Annotated in this window: 17 protein-coding genes and 3 pseudogenes; 10 read left to right on the top strand and 10 right to left on the bottom strand. The window is 71.0% G+C overall.

The window, feature by feature from the left end; genetic code table 11:
• Window positions 1-56: 56 nt before the first annotated feature.
• On the bottom strand, window positions 57-1049 hold the full coding sequence (locus ABZ208_RS05730; protein WP_356908306.1) for a DUF5937 family protein: 993 nt from the start codon (window positions 1047-1049) through the stop codon (window positions 57-59).
• A 107-nt stretch (window positions 1050-1156) separates the two neighbouring features.
• Here ABZ208_RS05730 and ABZ208_RS05725 point away from each other — a divergent pair, with 107 nt between their 5' ends.
• The gene (locus tag ABZ208_RS05725; protein ID WP_356908305.1) at window positions 1157-1777 is read left to right on the top strand and encodes an isochorismatase family protein; all 621 of its coding nucleotides are present in this window, start codon (window positions 1157-1159) and stop codon (window positions 1775-1777) included.
• A gap of 757 nt (window positions 1778-2534) precedes the next feature.
• Here the strand turns inward: ABZ208_RS05725 and ABZ208_RS05720 are convergent.
• Window positions 2535-3146, bottom strand: a pseudogene (locus ABZ208_RS05720) (iron chelate uptake ABC transporter family permease subunit); the annotation flags it as partial.
• Window positions 3147-3408: 262 nt separating this feature from the next.
• Here ABZ208_RS05720 and ABZ208_RS05715 point away from each other — a divergent pair.
• The 5 genes from ABZ208_RS05715 (at window position 3409) to argB (ending at window position 8131) form a co-directional block, all read left to right on the top strand.
• Window positions 3409-4116 carry a DUF2470 domain-containing protein gene (locus tag ABZ208_RS05715; protein ID WP_356908304.1) on the top strand — a complete coding sequence of 236 codons (708 nt, stop codon included), beginning with the start codon at window positions 3409-3411 and terminating at the stop codon, window positions 4114-4116.
• A 206-nt stretch (window positions 4117-4322) separates the two neighbouring features.
• Window positions 4323-4979 (top strand): isochorismatase family protein, encoded by a 657-nt coding sequence (locus tag ABZ208_RS05710; RefSeq protein WP_356908303.1) that lies wholly within the window; start codon window positions 4323-4325, stop codon window positions 4977-4979.
• A 46-nt stretch (window positions 4980-5025) separates the two neighbouring features.
• A complete protein-coding gene (gene argC, locus ABZ208_RS05705; RefSeq protein WP_356908302.1) occupies window positions 5026-6066 on the top strand; it encodes an N-acetyl-gamma-glutamyl-phosphate reductase in 1041 nt (346 codons plus the stop codon).
• Window positions 6063-7214, top strand: coding sequence for a bifunctional glutamate N-acetyltransferase/amino-acid acetyltransferase ArgJ (gene argJ / locus ABZ208_RS05700; protein WP_356908301.1), 1152 nt, complete (start codon window positions 6063-6065; stop codon window positions 7212-7214). Before argC ends, argJ begins: the two co-directional genes overlap by 4 nt.
• 17 nt (window positions 7215-7231) lie before the next feature.
• Window positions 7232-8131, top strand: coding sequence for an acetylglutamate kinase (argB, locus tag ABZ208_RS05695; RefSeq protein ID WP_356908300.1), 900 nt, complete (start codon window positions 7232-7234; stop codon window positions 8129-8131).
• Window positions 8132-8214: 83 nt separating this feature from the next.
• Here argB and ABZ208_RS05690 read toward each other — a convergent pair whose 3' ends face one another.
• The gene (locus tag ABZ208_RS05690) at window positions 8215-9429 is read right to left on the bottom strand and encodes a transposase (protein WP_356908299.1); all 1215 of its coding nucleotides are present in this window, start codon (window positions 9427-9429) and stop codon (window positions 8215-8217) included.
• A 50-nt stretch (window positions 9430-9479) separates the two neighbouring features.
• Here ABZ208_RS05690 and tnpA point away from each other — a divergent pair, with 50 nt between their 5' ends.
• Entirely contained in the window at window positions 9480-9908 is a 429-nt protein-coding gene (gene tnpA / locus ABZ208_RS05685) for an IS200/IS605 family transposase (RefSeq protein ID WP_356908298.1), read from the top strand.
• A gap of 70 nt (window positions 9909-9978) precedes the next feature.
• Window positions 9979-11105, top strand: a pseudogene (locus ABZ208_RS05680) (acetylornithine transaminase).
• A gap of 84 nt (window positions 11106-11189) precedes the next feature.
• Here the strand turns inward: ABZ208_RS05680 and ABZ208_RS05675 are convergent.
• The 7 genes and pseudogenes from ABZ208_RS05675 to ABZ208_RS05645 all read right to left on the bottom strand — a co-directional run bounded on the left by ABZ208_RS05675 (window position 11190) and on the right by ABZ208_RS05645 (window position 17226).
• Entirely contained in the window at window positions 11190-11699 is a 510-nt protein-coding gene (locus ABZ208_RS05675; protein WP_356908341.1) for a GNAT family N-acetyltransferase, read from the bottom strand.
• Window positions 11700-11864: 165 nt separating this feature from the next.
• A pseudogene (locus ABZ208_RS05670) lies at window positions 11865-12077 on the bottom strand (bacterioferritin); the annotation flags it as partial.
• A 352-nt stretch (window positions 12078-12429) separates the two neighbouring features.
• Window positions 12430-12657, bottom strand: a complete 228-nt coding sequence (locus tag ABZ208_RS05665) for a hypothetical protein (RefSeq protein ID WP_356908297.1) — start codon at window positions 12655-12657, stop codon at window positions 12430-12432.
• Entirely contained in the window at window positions 12654-14234 is a 1581-nt protein-coding gene (locus tag ABZ208_RS05660; protein ID WP_356908296.1) for an amidohydrolase, read from the bottom strand. Before ABZ208_RS05660 ends, ABZ208_RS05665 begins: the two co-directional genes overlap by 4 nt.
• Window positions 14235-14246: 12 nt before the next feature.
• Window positions 14247-15131, bottom strand: a complete 885-nt coding sequence (locus ABZ208_RS05655; RefSeq protein WP_356908295.1) for an ABC transporter ATP-binding protein — start codon at window positions 15129-15131, stop codon at window positions 14247-14249.
• A complete protein-coding gene (locus ABZ208_RS05650; RefSeq protein WP_356908294.1) occupies window positions 15128-16234 on the bottom strand; it encodes an iron chelate uptake ABC transporter family permease subunit in 1107 nt (368 codons plus the stop codon). The genes ABZ208_RS05655 and ABZ208_RS05650 overlap by 4 nt, the downstream gene beginning before the upstream one ends.
• Complete coding sequence (locus ABZ208_RS05645; RefSeq protein WP_356908293.1) at window positions 16231-17226, bottom strand: iron chelate uptake ABC transporter family permease subunit; 996 nt, start codon at window positions 17224-17226, stop codon at window positions 16231-16233. Before ABZ208_RS05645 ends, ABZ208_RS05650 begins: the two co-directional genes overlap by 4 nt.
• 274 nt (window positions 17227-17500) lie before the next feature.
• On the opposite strand from ABZ208_RS05645, the gene ABZ208_RS05640 reads away from it, so the two are divergent.
• Window positions 17501-19198 (top strand): ABC transporter ATP-binding protein, encoded by a 1698-nt coding sequence (locus ABZ208_RS05640; protein WP_356908292.1) that lies wholly within the window; start codon window positions 17501-17503, stop codon window positions 19196-19198.
• A gap of 146 nt (window positions 19199-19344) precedes the next feature.
• On the top strand, window positions 19345-21117 hold the full coding sequence (locus ABZ208_RS05635) for an ABC transporter ATP-binding protein (RefSeq protein ID WP_356908291.1): 1773 nt from the start codon (window positions 19345-19347) through the stop codon (window positions 21115-21117).
• Window positions 21118-21294 lie beyond the last annotated feature (177 nt).

Genomic DNA, 21294 nt, shown 5'->3' with positions numbered 1-21294 from the left:
GGTGCCGGGCTCGATGGAGGTACGCGTTCCGCGTCCGGTCGGTCGACGGCGACCGGCTACGACGCCGCGCACAGGGCGCGCCCCAGCGGAGTGGACGCGTAGAAGACCTCGCGGCCGGTGCGGTTGCGGCTCAGCAGCCCACCGGCGTGCAACACCTTCAGGTGCTGGCTCACCGCGCCCGGCCGCATGGACAGTCGGCGGGCGATCACTGCGGTGGTGGCCGGTTCCGCCAAGGCGACGAGGATCCGCGCACGGGTACGGCCGATGAGGGCGGTGAGCGCCTCGCCGGTGGGCACGATCCCCTGCTGCCACACCGTGGCGACGCCGGGGGCGGGGTAGATGACCATCGGCTGGTAGGGCTCGGCCATCACGGTCGTGTCGGGCCAGTGGAAGACACTCGGCACCAGGATCATTCCGTCGCCGAGGAGCGGGCCTGTACGACGCCACGCCTGCGTGGTCACGCGCAGGCGTCCGTCGTTCCAACTGATGTTGCCGTGCAGGTCGTTGAACATCGCCGCCGCACCCTGCCGAGCGAGCTGGCGGGAACGACGCAGCACTTCAGAGTCGAACAACCCTTGGATCTGAGGCCAGTACGGGGAGAGCACCGCGTCCCAGTAGCGCCGAAGGAGGTCCGCCACGCGTATGGTCCCGGCGGCCGGATCGGCGATGAACTCCTGCACCGTCGGCGAATGTGCGGCCGGAACCCGTGCAGCTTCCGCCGCCGCCTTGTCGGGATCCGCACTGGCCACCAGGTGGAGTTCGGCACCGATGTCCGGCAGCGGACTGGTCGGCGGCGGAGTCAGGAAGTCGGCGATGTACGGACCGGGTGGGGCGAGCGCGAACAGCAACTCCAGGTCCAGCTCGCCGAGCAGGGGGCGCACAGCACGGATCCACGGCAGATGCAGGGCATGCCGACCCGGGTCTTGCAGCATGCGCAGGCTGGCCACCGCCTCGGAGACGGGAGAGAAGGCAAAGCGCAGACGGGCGAGGTCGCCCGGTGCGAAGTCGAACTCCGCGCACGGGGCGGACGAGGATGAGGATTCAGGCACAACTGAAACATTCACTCAGAGCGGCCCGTGTGGTCAACCATCGGTGCAACGCCCGGCGCCGAACCTCGGCGGGCGCCGAACCCACCATGAACGTAAAGGACTTGACCATGTCGAACCCGTTCCACGAGCCGCTCACCACCGAGAACGCCGCGCTTCTCCTCGTCGACCACCAGATCGGACTGTTCCCCGGCGTCAGGGACATGGGCATAGACGAACTGAAGCACAACGTCACCGCTCTGACCCGCGTGGCCTTGCGGCTCGGCATCCCCGTCATCGCCACCACAACGTCGGCCGACGACCTGTGGGGCCCGCTCATTCCAGAACTTCAGGCGGTACTGCCCAAGGACCTGGAGGTGATCGACCGCTCGACGGTGAACGCCTGGCACGACGAGCGGGTCCGCGGCGCACTGGAGTCCTTCGGACGGGACCGGATCATCGTGGCGGGCACCTCCCTCGAAGTCTGTGCCGCCCTCCCCGCGATCTCGGCGACCGCCGCCGGACACACCACGTACGTCGCCGTGGACGCGTCCGGCACCTTCTCCGCGACCAAGCGCGAGACCGGCCTGGCGCGCCTGCACCAAGCAGGGGTGATCGTGAGCGACTACGCGAGCCTGGTCGTCGAGATGCTCGCGGACAACGCCCACCCGATCGCGCCGTATGTCTACGAGGACCTCGACATGCCGTTCGCCACGCTCGTCGGGCAGTTCGTGGCGGCCCGCTCCCGCTGAGGGCAAGCACGCCGCCCGCCCCGCCGCGCACCCCGGGCGGGACACAGAGGCGGCCGCACCGCCTGTCACCGAGCCGCGCCATGGCCGGGCCGGTACTACCAGCTGGACGGGGTCCAGGCCGGCCCCGCACCCGCGCACCCCATCGGAATCTGGCTCGGCGCACAGGGGCCGAGGGCGCTGGCCCAGACCGGGCGGATCGCCGACGGCTGGCCGCGCCCATTCCCAGCTACTTGCCGTACGAGAAGTGGGCCGAGGCCAACGCCCGCATGGACACCGCCGCCCGGGAGGCGGGTCGCAAGCCCGGCGACATCATGCGCACGGCGCAGATCGTAGGCACCATCACCGACCGACCCGCCGACGCCGAGGCCCGCACCGGCGCCGCACCGGTCCGGGGCACCCCCAGTGGGCCCGCCTCATCGCCCGCCTCGCCACCGAACAGCCCTTCCGCACCTTCGTGTTCTGGCCCGAACGCACCACAACCGAGCAGATCCACCGCTTCGCCCACGAAGTTGTGCCTGTGACACGCGCTCTCCTCGCGAAGCCATGGACGATGGCCAAGAGGCCCGCTGTCGAGCACTCCTGAGTCGGTGCAGGAACGGCCATGGCCCGGCGCGACACACGCAGCCGATGAGCGGGCAGGCGCCGTGGAACCGGGCTGCGGGCCCCGGGCCCGTACGGACGGCGGGTGACACCAGGGGCCCTACCGGCGGCTTCGCACAAGTAGCCAGAGGAAGTACGGCGTGCCGATCACGGCCGCCAGGCTCCATGACCCGGCGAGGGGCACCGTCGTCACGAGGAACACGGCGCCGACCGCAGCCCCGCCGGTGACGCCCAGGACACCGGGCTCCGCGAGCGGATTGCGGGTCACGGCCTGGACGAGCGCTCCCCAGGGCGAGTGCCGCGCACGCGAGGAGCGCCGCGAGGGCCCGGGGCGCCCGGGTGTCGAGGACGAAGGTGACGGTCCGGCCCGCCCTGCCTTGTGCCCAGTTCACCACGTCGCCGAGCCGCAGCTTGCTGTCGCCCAGCAGCACGGCGGCGATCGTCACCCCGATGAGCACCGCCGCCAGTACCGCTGCGGTGGTCAGGAAGACGGCCCGGCTCCTGGTACGCAGCCGGTGGGCTGCGGCAGCTCCGGCGGTGTCCCGGACCCGGGTGGCCATCGCGATCAGGAACACGGCGCCGACGAGGCTGGTGGCAACGCCGGTCGGCACGACGGCGGCCACGTCGGCCGGCACGACGGCGCGCAGGAGCACGTCCGAGCCGAGCACCAGCACCGCGCCGGCGAGGCCCGCGACCGGAACGCTCGACCGCGTCCGGGAGATGGCGCCGAATCCGCGGGCGAGGGGCGGACGGGGGCGGGGGCGCACACGGACCCCGCGTGGCGCGCGTCACATTCGGATCGCCGACCTGAGCGCGACACTCAGCAAGCGGTAAGGTTAGCCTTACCTAAGCAAGTGAGGGTGTGGTTGCCGGGAGAGAAACGCCGTCCAGGCTCGTGGTGGGCGAACAGAACCGCAACGACGCCCTGAGCGACTGCCCCGGTCCTGCAAGGTGAACCTGTCGGCCGTGGGCACCCTGCGCCGCCGCCAGTTGGAGGCGTGTCGATTCAACCCGTACCGCATGGAGTCCCGTTGAGCACTGTTGCCGACACCGCATCGCCCCAGCCGTCCGCTGCCGAGCGCGTCCGCTCCACACTCGCCCGCGCGGTCTCCTTGTCCCTCACCACCCACGGACAGGGATACGACCTGATCGGCCTGCACTCCGTCGACCCGAAGGGGCAGATCACGCTGCACCCGCAGGCCGACAGCCCACTCATGGCCGAGATGGCCTGCGCACCACGGGGAAGCCTCGCGGCCTTGCTGGAGTTCACCGACATCGCGCCGACCGCGGTCCGCGACCGAGTGCGGGCCAGGGTCACGGTGTCCGGGTGGCTGACCCCGGCAGGTGGCGACGACGGCCCCCTTCGGCTCGACACCGCTCGTGTCACGCTTCGCACTCCGGCGGAAGTGGTGGAGGTGGGGCTCGACGAAATGACCCTCACCGAGCCCGACCCGCTCGCCATCGACGAAGCGGCGATGCTGACGCACCTCGCCCACGCCCACAGGGACATGGTGACGGGCCTCCTCGCTCTCGCCGGGCCCCGGATGCCGCGCGGCATGACCCGAGCCGTTCCGCTCGCCCTCGACCGCCACGGCATCACGCTGCGCTGCGAGTACACGAGAAGCCACTGCGATCTCCGCTTTCTGTTCCCCGTCACAGCCAGGGACGCCGCCGAGGCGGGTGAGCAGATTCTGCGGCTGCTCGCCGCGCCCGGACCCTGCCCGCACCGGCGACCCTGACTCCCCGCCCGCGGCACCCCTCGAAGTACCGCTCGCGACCGTGTCGTTCAGATGGAAGCGACTCGGCCACACCGAAGGAGCGGTGGCGCATCCTCGGCCACTGGGGGCAGCCTGGGAAGCGACACGAGATCAAAGTTAGGTTAGGCTAAGCTAAATCTCGCTTGGAATGGGTGCGCACGGCAGTGTCATCAAGGAGAGGAACAGCCATGGGGTTGCCGGTCATCGACGCCTACCCGATGCCCGACCGCTCGGCAATTCCCCGCTCCTGCGCGCTCTGGGACGTCGATCCCGAACGCGCCGCGCTGCTCGTCCACGACATGCAGAACCATTTCGTAGGGGCGTTTCCGCCGGAACGCTCCCCTGTCGTGGAGCTCGTCGAGAACATAGCCGCCCTGCGCGAAGTCGCCGGAACGCTCGGAATGCCGGTGGTCTTCAGTGCCGAGCCGGCTGCCCAACAGCCCGGCAAGCGTGGGCTCGTAGCGGATGTCTGGGGCCCCGGCATCGGGGACGACCCCGAGGCCGCAGCCATCATCGAGCCCCTGGCCCCACGCCCCGGTGAGCATCTGCTGGCCAATGTGCGTCCCAACGCTTTCCTGCGCAGTCATCTCGGCAGGCTGCTGCGCTCGGAAGGGCGTGACCAACTGATCATTTGTGGGGTGTACGCGCACCTCGGGGTTCTTCTGACGGCCGCGGACGCCTTCATGAACGACATTCAGCCGTTCGTCGTCGCGGACGCCGTGGCCGACTTCTCCGCCGAGGAGCACGCCATGGCCCTGCGGTGGGCCGCGCACAGCGGCAAGGTCTGCACCACCAACACCCTGCTGCGCGACCTGCTGCTCCACAGAGCTCCTCGGGGCGCGTGACGCTCCCTTTTCACATGTCCCCATCTGACAGGAAAGACGGAAGAACATGACCGTACGGGTCGCGGTAGCCGGAGCCAGTGGCTATGCCGGCGGCGAGATCCTGCGCCTGCTGGACTCACATCCCGGCGTGGAGATCGGTTCCGTGACGGCACACAGCCGCGTCGGCCAAGCGCTCGGCGAGGCGCAGCCGCAGCTGTCCGCTCTCGCGGACCGGACGCTCGAGGAGACTTCGGCGGGCACCCTGCGCGGGCACGACGTGGTGTTCCTCGCTCTCCCGCACGGTGAATCGGCTCGGCTGACCCGCCGGCTGGAGAAGGACACCCTGATCGTGGACTGCGGCGCGGACTTCCGTCTGCGTGACCCCGACGACTGGGAACGCTTCTACGGCTGCGAGCACGCCGGGACCTGGCCGTACGGACTGCCCGAACTGCCCGGCGCCCGGGACGAACTGAGCGGCGCGAGCCGGATCGCGGTACCGGGGTGCTTCCCGACGGCGGTCACCCTGGCACTGTTCCCGGCCTACGCGGCCGGGCTGGTCGAGCCCGAAGCCGTGATCGTGGCGGCCAGCGGAACCTCGGGCGCGGGCCGGGCGGCCAAAGCGCACCTGCTGGGCGCCGAGGTGATGGGCTCGATGACCCCGTACGGCGTCGGTGGGGTCCATCGCCACACCCCGGAGCTGACGCAGAACCTGTCGCGCGTGGCGGGCGAGCGGGTCACCGTGTCCTTCACCCCGACGCTGGCGCCCATGCCACGCGGCATTCTGGCCACCTGCTCGGCCCGCCTGCGCACCGGCGTGGCCGTCGACGGCGGTACGGACGAGGTGCGCGCGGTCTTCGAAGCGGCGTACGCCGACGAGCCGTTCGTCCGGCTGTTGCCGCCCGGCCGGTGGCCCTCCACCGGCTCCGTCCTCGGCTCCAACACCGCGCAGGTGCAGGTGGCCGTGGATCCGGCCGCCGGCCGTCTGGTCTGCGTGAGCGCGATCGACAACCTGGTGAAAGGCACTGCGGGTGGCGCGGTGCAGAGCATGAATGTCGCCCTCGGCCTGCCGGAGTGGCTGGGCCTGCCCACGAATGGAGTGGCTCCGTGACCGTGACCGCTGCCCAAGGGTTCCTTGCGAGCGGTGTGGCCGCCGGCATCAAGGAATCCGGCGATCCCGACCTGGCCCTGGTCGTGAACCAGGGGCCGTCCCGTGCCGCCGCCGGGGTCTTCACCTCGAACCGGGTACAGGCGGCGCCGGTGCGCTGGTCACGCCAGATGCTGGCGGACCGTCGGCTCTCGGCGGTGGTCCTCAACTCCGGGGGCGCCAACGCGTGTACCGGCCCGGCCGGAATCGAGGACACGCGTCTGATGGCCGAGCGCACGGCCCGGGCGGTCGGGGCGGACGCGCACGACGTGGCGGTGTGCTCGACCGGGCTCATCGGCGTACCGCTGCCGATGGACCGGGTCACGGCGGGCATCGACACCGCGGCCCGCCGGCTGTCGGCCGACGGCGGCGAGGACGCGGCCGTGGCGATCAGGACGACGGACTCCGTGCACAAGACCGCAGTGGCGACCCGGTCCGGATGGACCGTCGGCGGTATGGCGAAAGGCGCGGGGATGCTGGCGCCCGGGCTGGCCACCATGCTGGTGGTCCTCACCACGGACGCCGAGGTCGACGGCCCGGCCCTCGACTCCGCGCTGCGCGCCGCCGTACGTACCACCTTCGACCGGGTGGACTCGGACGGCTGTATGTCCACCAACGACACCGTGCTCCTGCTCTCGTCGGGCGCCTCCGGCGTGACCCCGGACGACGGGGAGTTCGCCGAAGCCGTGCACGCGGTGTGCCTCGACCTGGCGCGTCAGTTGGTGGCGGACGCCGAGGGCGCGTCGAAGGAGATCGAAGTGGCCGTCGTCGGCGCGGCGTCCGAGGAGGACGCAGTGACGGTGGGCCGGTCGGTGGCCCGGAACAACCTCCTCAAGTGCGCGCTGCACGGAGAGGACCCGAATTGGGGCCGGATGCTGTCGGCGATCGGCACGACGGACGCCGTCTTCGACCCGGACCGCCTGGACGTGGCGATCAACGGCGTCTGGGTCTGCCGGGACGGCGCGGCCGCAGAGCCCCGCGACAAGGCCGATCTCTCGGGGCGCCTGGTCGCCGTCACCGTCGATCTGCGCTCCGGCAACGACTCGGCGGTCATCTGGACCAACGACCTCACCGCCGAGTACGTCCACGAGAACAGCGCCTACAGCTCATGAATGGGACCGGTACAGGGATGAAGGCTCCTGTCGAACAGCACGTGGCCGCGGCGGACCTGCCCGCAGGGGACCTTCCCTGGCAGGAGGAACTCCAGGGCCGGACGGTCGTCATCAAGTTCGGCGGCAACGCCATGGTGGATCCCGCGCTCCACCGGACATTCGCCCAGGACGTGGTGGAGCTGTGGCATGCGGGGCTGCATCCCGTCGTCGTGCACGGCGGCGGACCGCAGATCAGCGCGATGCTTGCCCGGCTCGACCTGGAGGTCCGCTTCGAGGCCGGCCTGAGGGTGACGACTCCGGAGACCATGGACGTGGTCCGTATGGTGCTGACAGGTCAGGTCCAGCGTGAGCTCGTCGGTGCCGTCAACGCCCACGGGCCGTTCGCCGTGGGCATGTCGGGCGAGGACGCGCACACGATGACCGCGGTGCGGCGCGCCGCCCTGGTGGACGGCCGGCCGGTGGACATCGGCCTGGTCGGCGAGATCGTGGCCGTGAACCCCGATACCGTACGGGCGCTGCTGGAGCAGGGCCGCATCCCGGTGATCTCGCCGGTCGCGCGCGGCACGGACGGGCAGGTCTACAACGTCAACGCGGATCTCGCGGCGTCCGCGCTGGCCGTCGCGCTCGGCGCGGAGCGTCTGGTGATGCTGACGGACGTGGAGGGCCTGTACGCAGACTGGCCGCACAGCACCGAGGTGATCGAGCACCTGACTGCCGGTGAGCTGGACAGGCTGCTGCCGGGCCTCGCTAGCGGGATGCTCCCGAAGATGGAGGGCTGTCTGCGGGCGGTCCGCTCGGGAGTCGGCCGGGCGCACGTGCTCGACGGACGGGTTCCGCACGCGGTGTTGCGCGGCGTCTTCACCGAGAAGAGCCCGGGCACCACGGTCGTACCCGACAGCGAGGAGACGGGCGCATGACCGCTGCCGACGCCGCGCCGCGGACCGACCGCTGGCGAGCGGTGATGGTGACTCCTCCACCCCGTAAACGGGGTGGCTTCTCGCTATGCCTGGTTGGCGTCGCGACGGACCAGCCCGGCCCGTAGAACGTTGGTTGCTCCGACGAGGTCAGCGTGTGCCCGGTGACCGCACGAGAGGCAGCGGAACTTTTCCTGGGCGGGCCGGTTCTCCTTAGCGGTGTGCCCGCATTCGGGGCACGTGCGGGAGGTGTTGCGGGGGTCCACGGCCATCACTTCCCGCCCGGCGCTTTCAGCCTTTGCGTTCAGGATCGCGAGGAACACCCCCCAACCGGCATCAGCGATCGAACGGTTCAGCCCGGCCTTGCTCGCGGCCCCGTTCGGCAGGAAGATGCCCGGCTGCCCGGGGTCGGGCTTCGGCGCGGGAGCCCTGCTCATGTTGCGGACCTTGAGGTCTTCGTGCGCGATGAAGTCGTGCTCACGGACCAGGCTGAGCGCGGTCTTGTGCGCGTGGTCGAGCCGCTGGCGGCGTACCTTGCGGTGAAGCTGGGCGACCTTGTCCACGGCGCGCTGGTGGTTGCGGGTGCGGTCCTTGGCCCTGCAGCGCGGGAAGCGGCTCAGGGCCTGCTGCGCGACTTCGAGCTTCGCGGCGGCCTTGCGTGCGTGGCGCGGGTTGGCGACGTGTACGCCGTTGGAGTCGGTGAGGAATGAGGCGATACCGAGGTCGATGCCGACTACTGAGCCGGTCGCGGGCAGCGGCTCGGGCTGAGGCTGCTCGGCGGTCAGCACGACGAACCACTTACGGCCCTCACGCTTGACCGACACGGTCTTGACCTTGCCGATCACCGCGCGGTGCTGGTTGACCTTGACGTGCCCAACGCCCTGGAAGCGGACCCGGGTCACGGGGTCGTGCGGGATGGAGTCCCACCGGCAGCCGTCCCCGTCCTTGGGGAATTCCACCGTGTCGAACCAGTTCACCCCACGGAAGCGCGGGTACCCGGGCTTGTCCCCGGCTTTGATCCGACGGAAGAACGCGGCAAACGCCTTGTCTAACCGGCGCAACGTCGCCTGCTGCGAGGAGAAGGACCAGCGGCCCTGCCGCTCGGGGTCGAAAGCCCGGATGTCCTTGAGCTGTCCGGACTGCTGCCCGTACTTCACGCTCGTCTTCGAGGCGTGTCGGTAGGCGTCGCGACGTTCTTGCAAGGCCCCGTTGTAGAGGGAGCAGTGATCGCGCAGCATCTCGCCCAGGGCGGCTTGCTGGCCCACGGTGGGCCGCATGAGGAACTTGTACGCACGGATCACCCAGCCCACCCCCTCCCGGTCGAGCTCCTTGATCCTACTACACTTGGTTCATGTCACCGCGCTGGGATCCAAACACCGATATCCGCCGGGGCCGTCACGTCGTCTACAACCTGCACGCCCACTTGGTGTTCGTTACCAAGTACCGGCGTGAAGTCTTCAACGACGACATGCTGACGCGCTGCGAAGAGATCATGCGGAACGTCTGCACCGACTTCGGCGCGGACCTGATCGAGTTCAACGGCGAAGAGGATCATGTGCACCTCCTGGTGCACTACCCGCCGAAGGTCGCCCTGTCGGCCCTGGTGAACTCGCTCAAGGGCGTGTCCTCCCGCTACCTGCGGCAGGAGTTCACCGGCCACGTCAACCGCTTCATCATGCACGGCCGGTTCTGGTCGGGTTCCTACTTCGCCGGGTCCTGCGGTGGCGCGCCACTGGCGATCGTCAAGCAGTACATCGAGCAGCAAAAGCGTCCGCTCTAGCCTGCGGGTTAGAGCAGTTCCGAGATCGGATTCCCTCCCCACCTGAAGGCGGGGAGGGAATCCGAAGAAGATGGACACCTACGGCACTCCCCGCTGGCTCTGGTCAGCGGCGACGGCCGCACCGTCCGGGACGAATCGGGGCGCGCGTACACGGACTTCACAGGCGGGATCGCGGTCAACACACTCGGACACGGCGACCCTGCCGTGGTGACCGCGGTCGCCTCGCAGATCGCCCGCATGGGACATGTGTCGAACCTCTTCGTCTCGGAACCGGCCGTCGCTCTGGCGGAACGGCTGCTGCAACTGCTGGGCAGACCGGGCAGGGTCTTCTTCGCCAACTCGGGTACGGAGGCCGTCGAGGCAGCCTTCAAGATCGCCCGCAGGACGGGGCGGACGCACCTGGTCGCAACGGAGGGCGGTTTCCACGGGCGGACCATGGGCGCCCTGGCCCTGACCGGGCAGCCCGCGAAGCGCGATCCCTTCCTCCCGCTGCCTGGCGACGTGACGCATGTGCCGTACGGGGACACCGAGGCCCTGCGCGCCGCGGTCACGGCGGACACCGCGGCCGTCTTCGTGGAGCCCGTCCAGGGCGAGGCGGGCGTGATTCCGGCTCCCGACGGGTATCTGCGGGCGGCCCGGGACATCACCCGCTCCACGGGAAGCATGCTCGTGCTGGACGAGGTGCAGACGGGGATCGGCCGTACGGGCCACTGGTTTGCGCACCAGGCGGTACCGGGCGTGGACCCGGACGTGGTGACCCTGGCCAAGGGCCTGGGCGGCGGGCTGCCGATCGGCGCCACGGTGGCGTTCGGCGCGGCGGCGGAACTGCTGGGCCCGGGGCAGCACGGCTCGACCTTTGGCGGCAACCCCGTGGCGTGCGCGGCCGGGCTCGCCGTCCTGGAGACGGTCGAGGCCGAGGGCCTGCTCCTCCATGTCGTGCGGGCGGAGGAGTTGCTGCGCCGCGGGATCGAGGAGCTGAAGCATCCTTTGGTGCGCGAGGTGCGGGGCATGGGGCTGCTGCTGGGAGTCGCGCTCACCGAGCCGGTCGCGGCCCGGATTCAGCGGGCAGCGCAGGAGGCCGGGTTCCTGGTGAACGCCGCCGGCGCCTGGACCGTGCGGCTGGCTCCCGCTCTGACGGTCACGGAGACGGAGATCGCTCAGTTGGTGGGGGCGTTGCCGGCCGTCCTCGGCACCTGACGTCCACGCGGTGCGAAAAGGGCGGGGCCCAGCCGTTCCGGCTCGGGCCCCGCCCTTTCGTCGTGGCTGCTCACCATGTGGCGATCACAGGACGCGGGCGAGAACTCGGGCGCCCCGCGCGGGGTCCAGGGACCGTGCCCAGGCCGCAGGGGCGAGGCTCGGGCAGGCCGGGGCAAAGGCGTACCGAAGGAAGAGACGGCCGCTGCCGGTCGTTGCCGTGAACAGCGCGTCCAGGGACTGCGCCCGCCCACGGGCCAGGGCGGCGCCCAGAAGCCGCGCGCCCACACCGCTCCCCTGCATGTGCTGCGCGACGCAGAAGTTGTACAGGACCCCGAGGGCGCGGCCGTCGCGCGTCGGGTCCGGGTCGACGCGCAGCGCGAGGCAGCCGCCCAGGGTGCCGTCAGGCGCCTCGGCTACCAGGAAGTCGGTCGCCTGCCACGCGTAGACGTGGAACGGCCGCTCGCGCAGTGCGCCCGAGCGGATGAACGGACGTGACAGAGCGGCGAGAGCGGCGGCGTCCCGTGGGCGGGCCGAGCGCACGGACAACGTGGGGATGTGGGGCAGGTAAGGCGGGTGGGGCGCGCGGGACAACAGCGTTCCGGGGCGCGGCATGGCCGTGATCAAGGCGTTCCTTCCTCGGTTCCACCGGGCGAGGAAGCGATCGATCGCCGCGTCACCTCGGTGAAACAGTCAGACCAAGGTTAGCCTCACCTAAGCTGTTGACCAAGTCGGGTCCGGTCGAGGGACCTCGATCAGCCGTCAGCCACCCGGCTGTTCGACCTGCCGAGCGATGCAGAGGGCCCCTCCGAGCTTGCCGATCAGGTCCAACTGCGTGCCGAGGTGGTCGATGCGGTGCTCCTCGTCCGCCCGGATCGACTCGAAGGTGTTCGCCGATGCGATGTCACCCTTGCCGTGCATCTGCCCGACGCCCCGCCGGAGTCGGTCGATCGCTTCCACCTCGATCCGGCGGTCAGGCGCGCATCCTCACGGCCGAACCACGGGCCGGATCCAGTAGGTTGAGCCTCAGTTCGTACCGGCGTCCTCCACACGCAGCGGGACCGTACCCGCGTCCGCCGGGCTCGTCGCCAGGCCCTGTCCGGGCGATCTTCGAGGATCAGCCTGCGGCGTCAGATGCATGGGCCCCGGGCCCGCCAGGGCCGAAGGGACACATCGCATGGCGGTGGGGTACCGCCCGGCCGGAGGCTGGGGGGCGATCGCCCTCGTACCGGACGTACTTGGGCGACTCCGACAACACAGCGAGGTGCCGCAGCTGGGGGAGAAGCTCTGGGGGAGCGTCGCCCGACAAGATCGCCCGGACAGGGCCCTAGCCGCACGGGCGGCCCGGGTACTCGCTGCTCTCCGGTGCCCCTGCTGCACGCATCCGGCGCACGACCTCGCCGAGGACCTCGTCGTCCACGGGGGCGGGGATGTTGAGCTTCGTGTCGAAGACCATGCTGTCCTCGCCCGTGTGCCAGATGACCCACCGCGCCGGTGTCCTCGGCGGCTCCCAAAGAGGCGCGTGTCGCCGGAGGTTGTCAGCCGGAGTGCTCACAGCTTGTGCGCCTCCTTCGCGTCCCGCCCGTCCACGAACGTCGCCAGGACCTCGATGTCCCCGATCCTGGACGGATCGACGCGGCGCGGGTCGTCCGCCAGCACCACGAGGTCGGCGCGCTTGCCGGGAGTGAGGGTGCCCGCGCTGTCGTCCCACCGGGAGGCGTACGCCCCTGCGACCGTGTAGGCGCGCAGGGCCTCGTCGACGGTGATGCCCTCCTCGGGACCGATGATCTGCCCGGACGTGGAGGCACGTTCCACCATGAACTGGATCGCCCGCAGCGGCGATCCGTCCGTGACGGGCCGGTCCGAGCTGCCGACGAGCGTGACACCGTGGTCGAGGAAGGCCCGGCCCCGGTACATCCACGCGGCCCGCTCCTCGCCCATGATCGCCGCGTAGTCGTCACCGAAGTAACGCAGGAAGTTGGGCTGGATCACGGCGCTGAGGCCGAGGCGGGCAAAGCGGGGGAGCTGGTCGGGCCGTATCAGTCCGGCATGCTCGATGCGGTGGCGCGCGTCCGGCCGGCGGCGCAGCCGCTGGGCCCGCTCCAGGGCGTCCAGCGCGATGTCGGCGGCGCGGTCCCCGATGGCGTGGACGGCGAGCTGCCACCCGGCCAGGTGCCCGTCCACGATGAGGTCGGCCAGGGCCTCGGGGTCCTGCTGGAGCTGGCCCGTGTGGGTCATGCCCTCGTACGGGGAGGTGAGCGCCGCCGTACGGGCCATCATGCCGCCGTCGGTGTAGATCTTGAGTGCGCCCACGGAGAGCCAGTCGTCGCCGAACCCGGTGCGCAGGCCAAGGTCCAGGGACCGCGGGATGCCGTCGTCCCGGTGTGCGGGCAGCGGCCGCAGGGTGTCACCGGCCGCCATGAGCTGGACCCGCAGGGACAGCCGGCCCTGGTCCCGGAGCAGTTGGTAGGCGCCGAGCTCGACCGGGCTGTGCCCCAGGAGGCCGCCGCCGATGCCCGCTTCGGCGCAGGCGGTCACGCCCTCGGTCAGACACATCCGGGCGGCACGCTCGATGGCGTCGGCGAGCTCGGCCTGCGAGTACGGCAGGCGCAGCCGCCGTGCGGCCGTCATGGCGCTCTCCGCCAGGAAGCCGTCCTGGTGCGGGACTTCGGCGGGCAACAGGTCCAGGACGGCGCTGTTCACCACGCAGGCGTGCCCGGAGTCGTGCATCAGGAACACCTTGCGGCCGTCGCTGACCCGGTCCAGCTCGGCCGCGGTAAGGTGCCGGCCGAGGGCCCGCTGGTCGTACCCGGCGACGTCCACCCAGGCACCGGGCGTGCTCCTTTGGGCGACAGCCTCCTGCACGACCGCGAGGACATCCTCGACCCGTCTGCAGGGGGCGACGCTCGGGGTGCTCGCCTTCAGCCCGGTCCACGCCAGGTGGACATGGCTGTCGATGAAGCCCGGCAGGACCGTGGCACCCTGAAGGTCGATCACCTCGCGCGCGGGCAGCGAGGTCACCGCGTCGTCCAGGCCCACGATCCGGCCGCGCCAGATGCCCAGGTCATGGGCGACCGGGTGGTCCGGATCCATGGTGAGGACGTAAGCGTTCGTCAGCCTCGTACAGAGCATGGGCTTCCGTCCCTAGAGTCTGTCGGCCACGGCGGTGTCGGCGGCGGTGAAGGGGCGTTTACGCGCGGCGGGCACCATCAAAGGAGTGCCGGTCTCGGGGTCGTCGATGATCCGGCAGGGCAGGCCGAACACGTCCTCGACAAGCTCAGCGGTCATGATCGTCGCGGGATCGCCTTCGGCGGCGACCTCGCCGCCCGCCCTCATCACCACGAGGTGGGTGGCGTAACGGCACGCCTGGTTGAGGTCGTGGAGGACCGCGACGATCGTGTGTCCCTTCCGCTCGTGCAAAGACGCACACAGCTCGAGGACCTCGACCTGGTGGGCGATGTCGAGGTACGTGGTCGGTTCGTCCAGCAGAAGGATGGGGGTCTGCTGTGCCAGCACCATGGACAGCCATACGCGTTGCCGCTGACCGCCCGAGAGGTCGTCGACGGGCCGCTCGGCGAGTTCGAGCACGCCGGTCTGGCGCATCGCCTCGGTCACGGCGCTCTCGTCCTCCGCGGACCACTGCTTCAGCAGCCGCTGGTGGGGATAGCGGCCTCGGGCCACGAGGTCGCCGACCGTGATCCCGCCGGGCGCGGTCGACGACTGCGGGAGCAGCCCGAGGCGCCGGGCGACCTCGCGGGAGCGGTACGACGCGATGGCGGCGCCGTCGAGGTAGACCTGTCCGGACCGGGGTTTGAGCATCCTCGCGAGCGCCTTGAGCAGAGTGGACTTGCCACACGCGTTCGGCCCGATGATCACGGTGAAGGAGCGGTCCGGGATGTCGACTCCGAGGCCGGTGGCCACGGTGCGCTGGTCGTAGGACAGCGTCAGGTCCTCGGCCCGCAGCCGGGGGGCCCGGTGCCCAGCGGGGGCCGTCTCGGCCCTCACGGTCGTCTCCGTCGTTCCAGTCATGCGCGGCTCTTTCGGGACTCGGTGACCAACAGCCAGATGAGGTACAGCCCGCCGATGGTGCCGGTCGCCGTGCCGACCGGAAGGAGTGCGGGTGCGAACAGGCGCTGCACGAGGAGATCGCTGATGGCCAGCAGCACGGCCCCCATGAGGGCGGACGGCAGCAGTGCGGGACCGGACGTCCCGGCGAGCCTGCGCGCCAGCTGCGGCGCGGCCAGCGCGACGAACCAGATCGGGCCGGTCACCGCCGTGGCGAAGGCGGCGAGGGCGACGCCGATCACGAGCAGTGCCGCCCGGGTGCGGGCCACGTCGACGCCGAGCGCGATCGCCGTGTCGTCGCCCATCTCCACCATGGACAGCCTGCGGGACAGGAGGAGGGCGAGCGGGAGCAGGACGGCGACGGCGAGCCCGATGGCGTTCGCGTGGACCCACAGCCGGTTCCCCAGGCTTCCGAGCAGCCACGCCTGAGCCTCGAGCGCCTCCTGCCAGGTGGCCCGGGTGATCAGGTACGAATTGACGGCCAGGAGCAGGGCGCTGACGCCGATGCCGACGACCACGAGCCGGAACCCCTGCAGTGCCCGGCCCGCCATGAGCAGATGCACGGCGGCGGCGGTGGCGAGGCCGCCGATCAGGGCGCCGAGCGCGATCTGGGTCATGCTGCCGTGCAGGACCACGATGACCAGCAGCGCTCCGGTGGCGGATCCGTTCGTGAAGCCGATGATGTCGGGGCTGCCCAGCGAGTTGCCGGTCAGACTCTGCAGGATGGCGCCGCTCACGGCCAGGGCGGCACCGACGCACAGGGCGGTCACCAGCCGGGGCATCCGCAGGGTGTTGACGATGAAGTCGGCCGCTCCGGAGCCGCGGCCGATCAGAGCGTCGGCCACCTCGCCGAGGGACAGTTCGAAGTCCCCCGTCGTCAGTGTGACCGCCATGACGGCCACGAGCGCGGCGAACAGGACCACGGCCGCGGCCACGGCCCGGCCCTGGACCCGTACGGAGAAGCTTCCCGAACGGGTGCGCACAGCGATGCCCGTGACGACGCGGGGCGTCGCGGCGGCCGGGCCGGTGTCGGAGACGGGGGGCTCTGACTCCTGTACGGCTCTCACAGCATGACCAGCTTTCGACGGCGGCACAGCGCGATGAACAGGGGCGCACCGACGAACGCCGTGACGATGCCGACCTGGACCTCGCCCGGGGCGCCGAGCACTCGGCCCAGGACGTCGGCCCCGATGAGCAGGACCGGTGCGAGCAGCATCGAGTAGGCGAGCACCCACCGCTGGTCGGGTCCGACGACGAACCGTGCCACGTGCGGCACCACCAGGCCGACGAACCCGATCGGTCCGGCGGCGGCGGTGGCCGCGCCGCACAGCAGCACCACCCCGACGGCCCCCAGGATGCGGGTCCTGTTGACGTTGACTCCCAGGGCTCGCCCCATCTGGTCGCCCATGGCGAGCGCATTGAGCGCGGGCGCCAGCACGAGGGCAAGGAGCAGCCCCACGGCCACAAACGGCAGGATGATGAGGACGACGTCCATCCTGCGGCCCGCCAGGGAGCCGGCCGTCCAGAAGCGGAACTGGTCGAAGGCCCGCGGATTGAGCAGCAGGACCGCCGAGTTGAAGGCGTACAGAACGGCCGTCACCGCCGCTCCCGCGACCACGAGCCGGTCGGGTGTGGCCACCTTCCGTCCGGACGAGCCCAGCACGTACACGACCACGGACGCGACGGCCGCGCCGACGAAGGCGAACCAGACGTATCCGAGGGCGGTGCCGATCCCGAAGAACGCGATGGCCACCACGACGCCGGTGGAGGCGCCCAAGCTCACCCCGAGCAGGCCGGGGTCGGCGAGCGGATTGCGCGTCAGCGACTGCATCAGGGCGCCGGACAGGCCAAGGGCGATGCCGACGAGCAGTCCGAGGAGTGTCCGCGGGATCCGGTACTCGTGGACGATGACCGAGGTCTCGGACCCGTCAGGGCTCCACAGCACGCTCCACGTCGACGTGAAGGGGATGCCTCTGGTGCCGAGCCAGACGCTGAGCAGTCCGACCAGGACCAGAGCGGCGAGAGCCAGAAGCAGGCCGAGCCCCCGGAGCGCGGACACGGACCGGCGTACTTCGGGTACGACCGGGGCCGGCTCCAACCTTCCGGGCGGCGCCTGGGTTTCAACCGACAAAGACAACCCCCCGGCCCCTAGCGGCAGTTCACGCGAGCTGCAGAAGATGTGAGATACGGACGACAACTCACGACTTAGGTGAGGCTAACCGAACAAAGCAGGGAGGTCAACGCGCGGGCAGGACCACCGCCGAACAGCGGGAACGGACGCGCGATTAGAGTAGCCTTACCTAACTAGCCAACCACCTTCGTGGAGGTACCGCATGCTCGATGGAGAACTGACGGGGGGCCACGTTCTCCGGAGAGCGATCAGGGGCCAGCGCCGCCGAGTCGTCACGGCGTCGTCGCTCGGCATGGCCCACCAATGCTGCGAGGCACTGGTGCCGGTCGTCATCGGCATGGTCATCGACGAAGCCGTGGCGACAGGATCCACGTCCGCGCTCTGGCGCTGGCTGCTGGCTCTCGCTGTGCTCTTCCTCGTCCTGTCCACGTGTTACCGGACCGCCGCGAGGATCACGGACGGCTCCGGCGAGCACGCGGCCCACCGCATCCGGCTCGATCTCGGTGCCAAGGTGCTGGACCCTCGGGGCGGAGCCGACAGGGGCCGGCTGCCCGGCGCGCTGACCGCCGTCGCCACCGGCGACGCCGCCCGGGTGGGCGCCGTCGCGGCAGCCCTGCCGTATGCGGTCTCGGCGCTCGCCGGACTGGCCGTCAGCGCCGTTGCCTTGCTGCGCATATCGGTGCCCCTGGGCCTCCTCGTCCTGCTCGGGGTCCCGCCCCTGCTGTGGCTGGGCCACGTGATCAGCCGGCCGCTGGAGCGGCGCAGCGAGGCCGAACAGGAGCGTGCCGCCCACGCTTCGGGCGTCGCCGCCGACCTCGTCACCGGCCTGCGCGTCCTGAAGGGCATCGGGGCCGAGCCCGCCGCCGTGTCCCGCTACCGGCGGACCAGTCAGGAGTCGCTGGCCGCCGCCCTGCGGGCCGCCCGCAGCAGAGCCTGGCACGACGGCGCCATCCTCGCACTGACCGGCGTCTTCATCGCGGTCATCGGCCTTGTGGGCGCGCATCTGGCGATGCGCGGCTCGATCAGCGTGGGTGACCTCGTGGCGGCGGTCGGCCTCGCCCAGTACCTGCTCGGCCCGTTCCAGCTGCTCACCTTCGTCAACGGCGAGTTCGCGCTGGGGCGGGCCTCGGCGGACCGCGTCGCCGAGGTCCTTGCCTCACCGCATGCTGTGGCAGCCGGGCAGAAGACCCTCCCGCAGCCGGTGACCGGTCGCCTCCGCCTGCGAGGTGTCGCTCTCGGTGCGCTGCGCCGGTTGGACGCCGACATCGCCCCCGGCAGCCTGGTCGGAATCGTCGCCAAGGACTCCGCCGTGGCGAACGACCTCCTGCTGTGCCTGGGCCGCGAGCTCGATCCCGACGAAGGCACGGTCGAACTCGACGGAGTGCCGCTGACAGAGCTGCACCCCGACACCGTCCGCCGGGCGGTCCTGGTCGCCCACCACGACGCCGCCCTCTTCGAGAGCAGCCTCCTGGACAACGTACGGGCCGGCACGGACCCCACCGAGAAGGACGTCGAACGGGCTCTGGCCGCCTCGGCGGCGGACGACGTCGCACGGGCGCTTCCCCAAGGCGTGGACACCCTGCTCGCCGAACGCGGGCGGTCACTGTCAGGCGGTCAGCGCCAACGGGTCGCGCTCGCACGGGCTCTCGCCGCCGATCCCCCCGTTCTCGTCGTCCACGATCCGACGACCGCCGTCGACACGGTCACCGAGTCACGTATCGCAGCACGCCTCAGGGAACTCCGGAGCGGCCGCACGACCATTCTCGTCACCACCAGCCCGGCCCTGCTCGCCGCGACCGACCGCGTCCTGGTGCTCGAGGGTGGCGCGGTGACGGCGGAAGGCCGCCACCTTGAACTGGTCGCCGCCGACGAGGCCTACCGTGCGGCGGTGCTGGCATGACGGACCCGGTGAACCGCCCCTCCGTGATCGAGCCCCGCGACGGCCGGCACGCGGACGGACCCGGCACGAACGCCCCGAACGCGAACCGGCCCGGCGCGACCGGCCCCGGCCGAAACAGCCCCGGCAGGGGCGAAGAAGGACGTGAGATGAGCGGACCTGCCACGGACGATCGTGAGCTGCTCCCCACCGCCACCGGCGCCCAGACCTTCGCCGTCGTAGCGGAGCTGCTGCGCCGTCACCGGCTGCTGGCGCTGGCCTCGGCTGCCGTGCTGGTCGTCGGCACGGGCGTCGGGCTCCTGACGGCCCCTCTGCTCGGCCGCATCGTCGACCTGGTCGTGGCGCGGCGTGGCGCGGGCGCGCTGACCGTGCCGCTGGTGCTGCTCCTCGCCGTGGCCCTGGCCAGGGGGATCGCCACCGCGATCGGCGCCTCCCTGGTGGCCCGCCTCGGCGAGACGGTCCTCGCGAGCCTGCGCGAGCGGTTCATCGCACGCGCGCTGCGGCTGCCGCTCGAGCGCGTCGAGCGGGCCGGTTCGGGCGACCTGACATCGCGGGTGACCGGCGACGTCACCGTTATCGCCAAGGCCGTACGACAGGCCCTGCCCGAGCTCGCCGGGGCACTCCTGACCATCGTCCTGACGCTCGTCGGACTCGCCGTACTGGACTGGCGGTTCCTGCTCGCCGTGCTGCTGGCGGTACCCGTCCACGTCCTCACGGTCCGCTGGTACATCCCGCGTGCCGCGAAGGTGTACGCCGCGCACCGGGTGGCGAGCGGTGCGCTGCAGCACCAACTCCTCGACAGCGTCGGGGGCGTGCGCACCGTACGCGCCTTCCGCCTGGGCGACCGGCACGCACGGCTGCTGGAGCAGCGGTCCGGGGACGCCGTCGACCTCGCGCTGCGTGGTATCCGGCTGGTTTCCGGCTTTTTCTCCCGGCTCAACGCCGCTGAGTTCATCGGTCTGACGGCGGTCCTGGTCACCGGCTTCCTCCTGGTCGACCACGGGTCGGTGAGCATCGGCACGGCGACCGCCGCCGCCCTCTACTTCCACAGCCTCTTCAACCCGATCAACGCCGCGCTCTTCCTGATCGACGACGCACAGTCGGCGGGCGCGAGCCTCGCCCGCCTGGTGGGCGTCTCGAATCTGCCCGTCGAGCCCGAGTCCGGCAACAGCGGGGCCGCACCGGTGGACGGCGCGGTCAAGGTCACCGCCCTCAGCCACGCGTACGTCACCGGCCACCCGGTGCTCCACGACGTCGACCTGGAGGTACGGAGCGGAGAGCGGGTCGCCCTGGTGGGCGCGAGCGGGGCGGGAAAGACCACTCTGGCCAAGCTCATCGCAGGCGTCCACGAGCCGAGCGGCGGGTCGATCTCCCTGGGCGGCGTCGACACCCGGGAGCTGGGCCCGGCCGGCGTACGGCGCGCGGTGACGCTGATCAGCCAGGAGGTGCATGTGTTCGCCGGTCCGCTGGCCGAGGACCTGCGGCTGGCCCGACCGGACGCCACGGACGAGGAACTGCGCACGGCACTGGCCGGGGTGGGGGCACTGGAGTGGGCCGAGGCGCTCCCCGACGGCCTCGCCACGGTCGTCGGAGAGGGTGGGCACACGCTCACCGTGACCCAGGCCCAGCATCTGGCCCTGACCCGCCTCATGCTCGCCGATCAGCCGATCGCCATTCTGGACGAGGCCACCGCCGACGCCGGCAGCGCGGGCGCCCATGTCCTGGAGACCGCTGCTCTACAGGCGCTTGAGGGCCGCACGGGGCTGATGGTGGCCCACCGGCTCCCGCAGGCGGCGACCGCGGACCGTGTGGTCGTCCTGGACCAGGGCCGTGTGGTGGAGACCGGCACGCATGACGAACTGATCGCGGCAGGCGGCCGTTACGCCGCGCTGTGGACGGCGTGGTCCGACAGCCGGCAGTAGCCCCGGGACCCGTCCAGCGCCGCAGTCACGGGGGAAGCCCCTGACCTGCGGCGCCCCGTCATGTGCAAACGCTGACTGCCGTGTGGCGTCGGATGCCGGACGGGTGGGAAGAGGCCGTCTCCAGGGTCCTTGTCGGCCCGGCCCTGCGTTCCTGCGTTCCTGCGTTCCTGCGTTCCT

The organism is Streptomyces sp. NPDC006208, assembly GCF_040613775.1.
GTDB lineage: Bacteria > Actinomycetota > Actinomycetes > Streptomycetales > Streptomycetaceae > Streptomyces.
Note: the sequence above shows the minus strand (reverse complement) of the source record. Positions and strands in the feature narration are given on the sequence as shown.

Coding starts and splice junctions, on each gene's coding strand:
- ABZ208_RS05725 (WP_356908305.1), top strand. CDS start 1,157: ATGTCGAACCCGTTCCACGAGCCGCTCACCACCGAGAACGCCGCGCTT.
- ABZ208_RS05710 (WP_356908303.1), top strand. CDS start 4,323: ATGGGGTTGCCGGTCATCGACGCCTACCCGATGCCCGACCGCTCGGCA.
- argC (WP_356908302.1), top strand. CDS start 5,026: ATGACCGTACGGGTCGCGGTAGCCGGAGCCAGTGGCTATGCCGGCGGC.
- argB (WP_356908300.1), top strand. CDS start 7,232: ATGAAGGCTCCTGTCGAACAGCACGTGGCCGCGGCGGACCTGCCCGCA.
- tnpA (WP_356908298.1), top strand. CDS start 9,480: ATGTCACCGCGCTGGGATCCAAACACCGATATCCGCCGGGGCCGTCAC.
- ABZ208_RS05660 (WP_356908296.1), bottom strand. CDS start 14,234: ATGCTCTGTACGAGGCTGACGAACGCTTACGTCCTCACCATGGATCCG.
- ABZ208_RS05655 (WP_356908295.1), bottom strand. CDS start 15,131: ATGACTGGAACGACGGAGACGACCGTGAGGGCCGAGACGGCCCCCGCT.
- ABZ208_RS05640 (WP_356908292.1), top strand. CDS start 17,501: ATGCTCGATGGAGAACTGACGGGGGGCCACGTTCTCCGGAGAGCGATC.
- ABZ208_RS05635 (WP_356908291.1), top strand. CDS start 19,345: ATGAGCGGACCTGCCACGGACGATCGTGAGCTGCTCCCCACCGCCACC.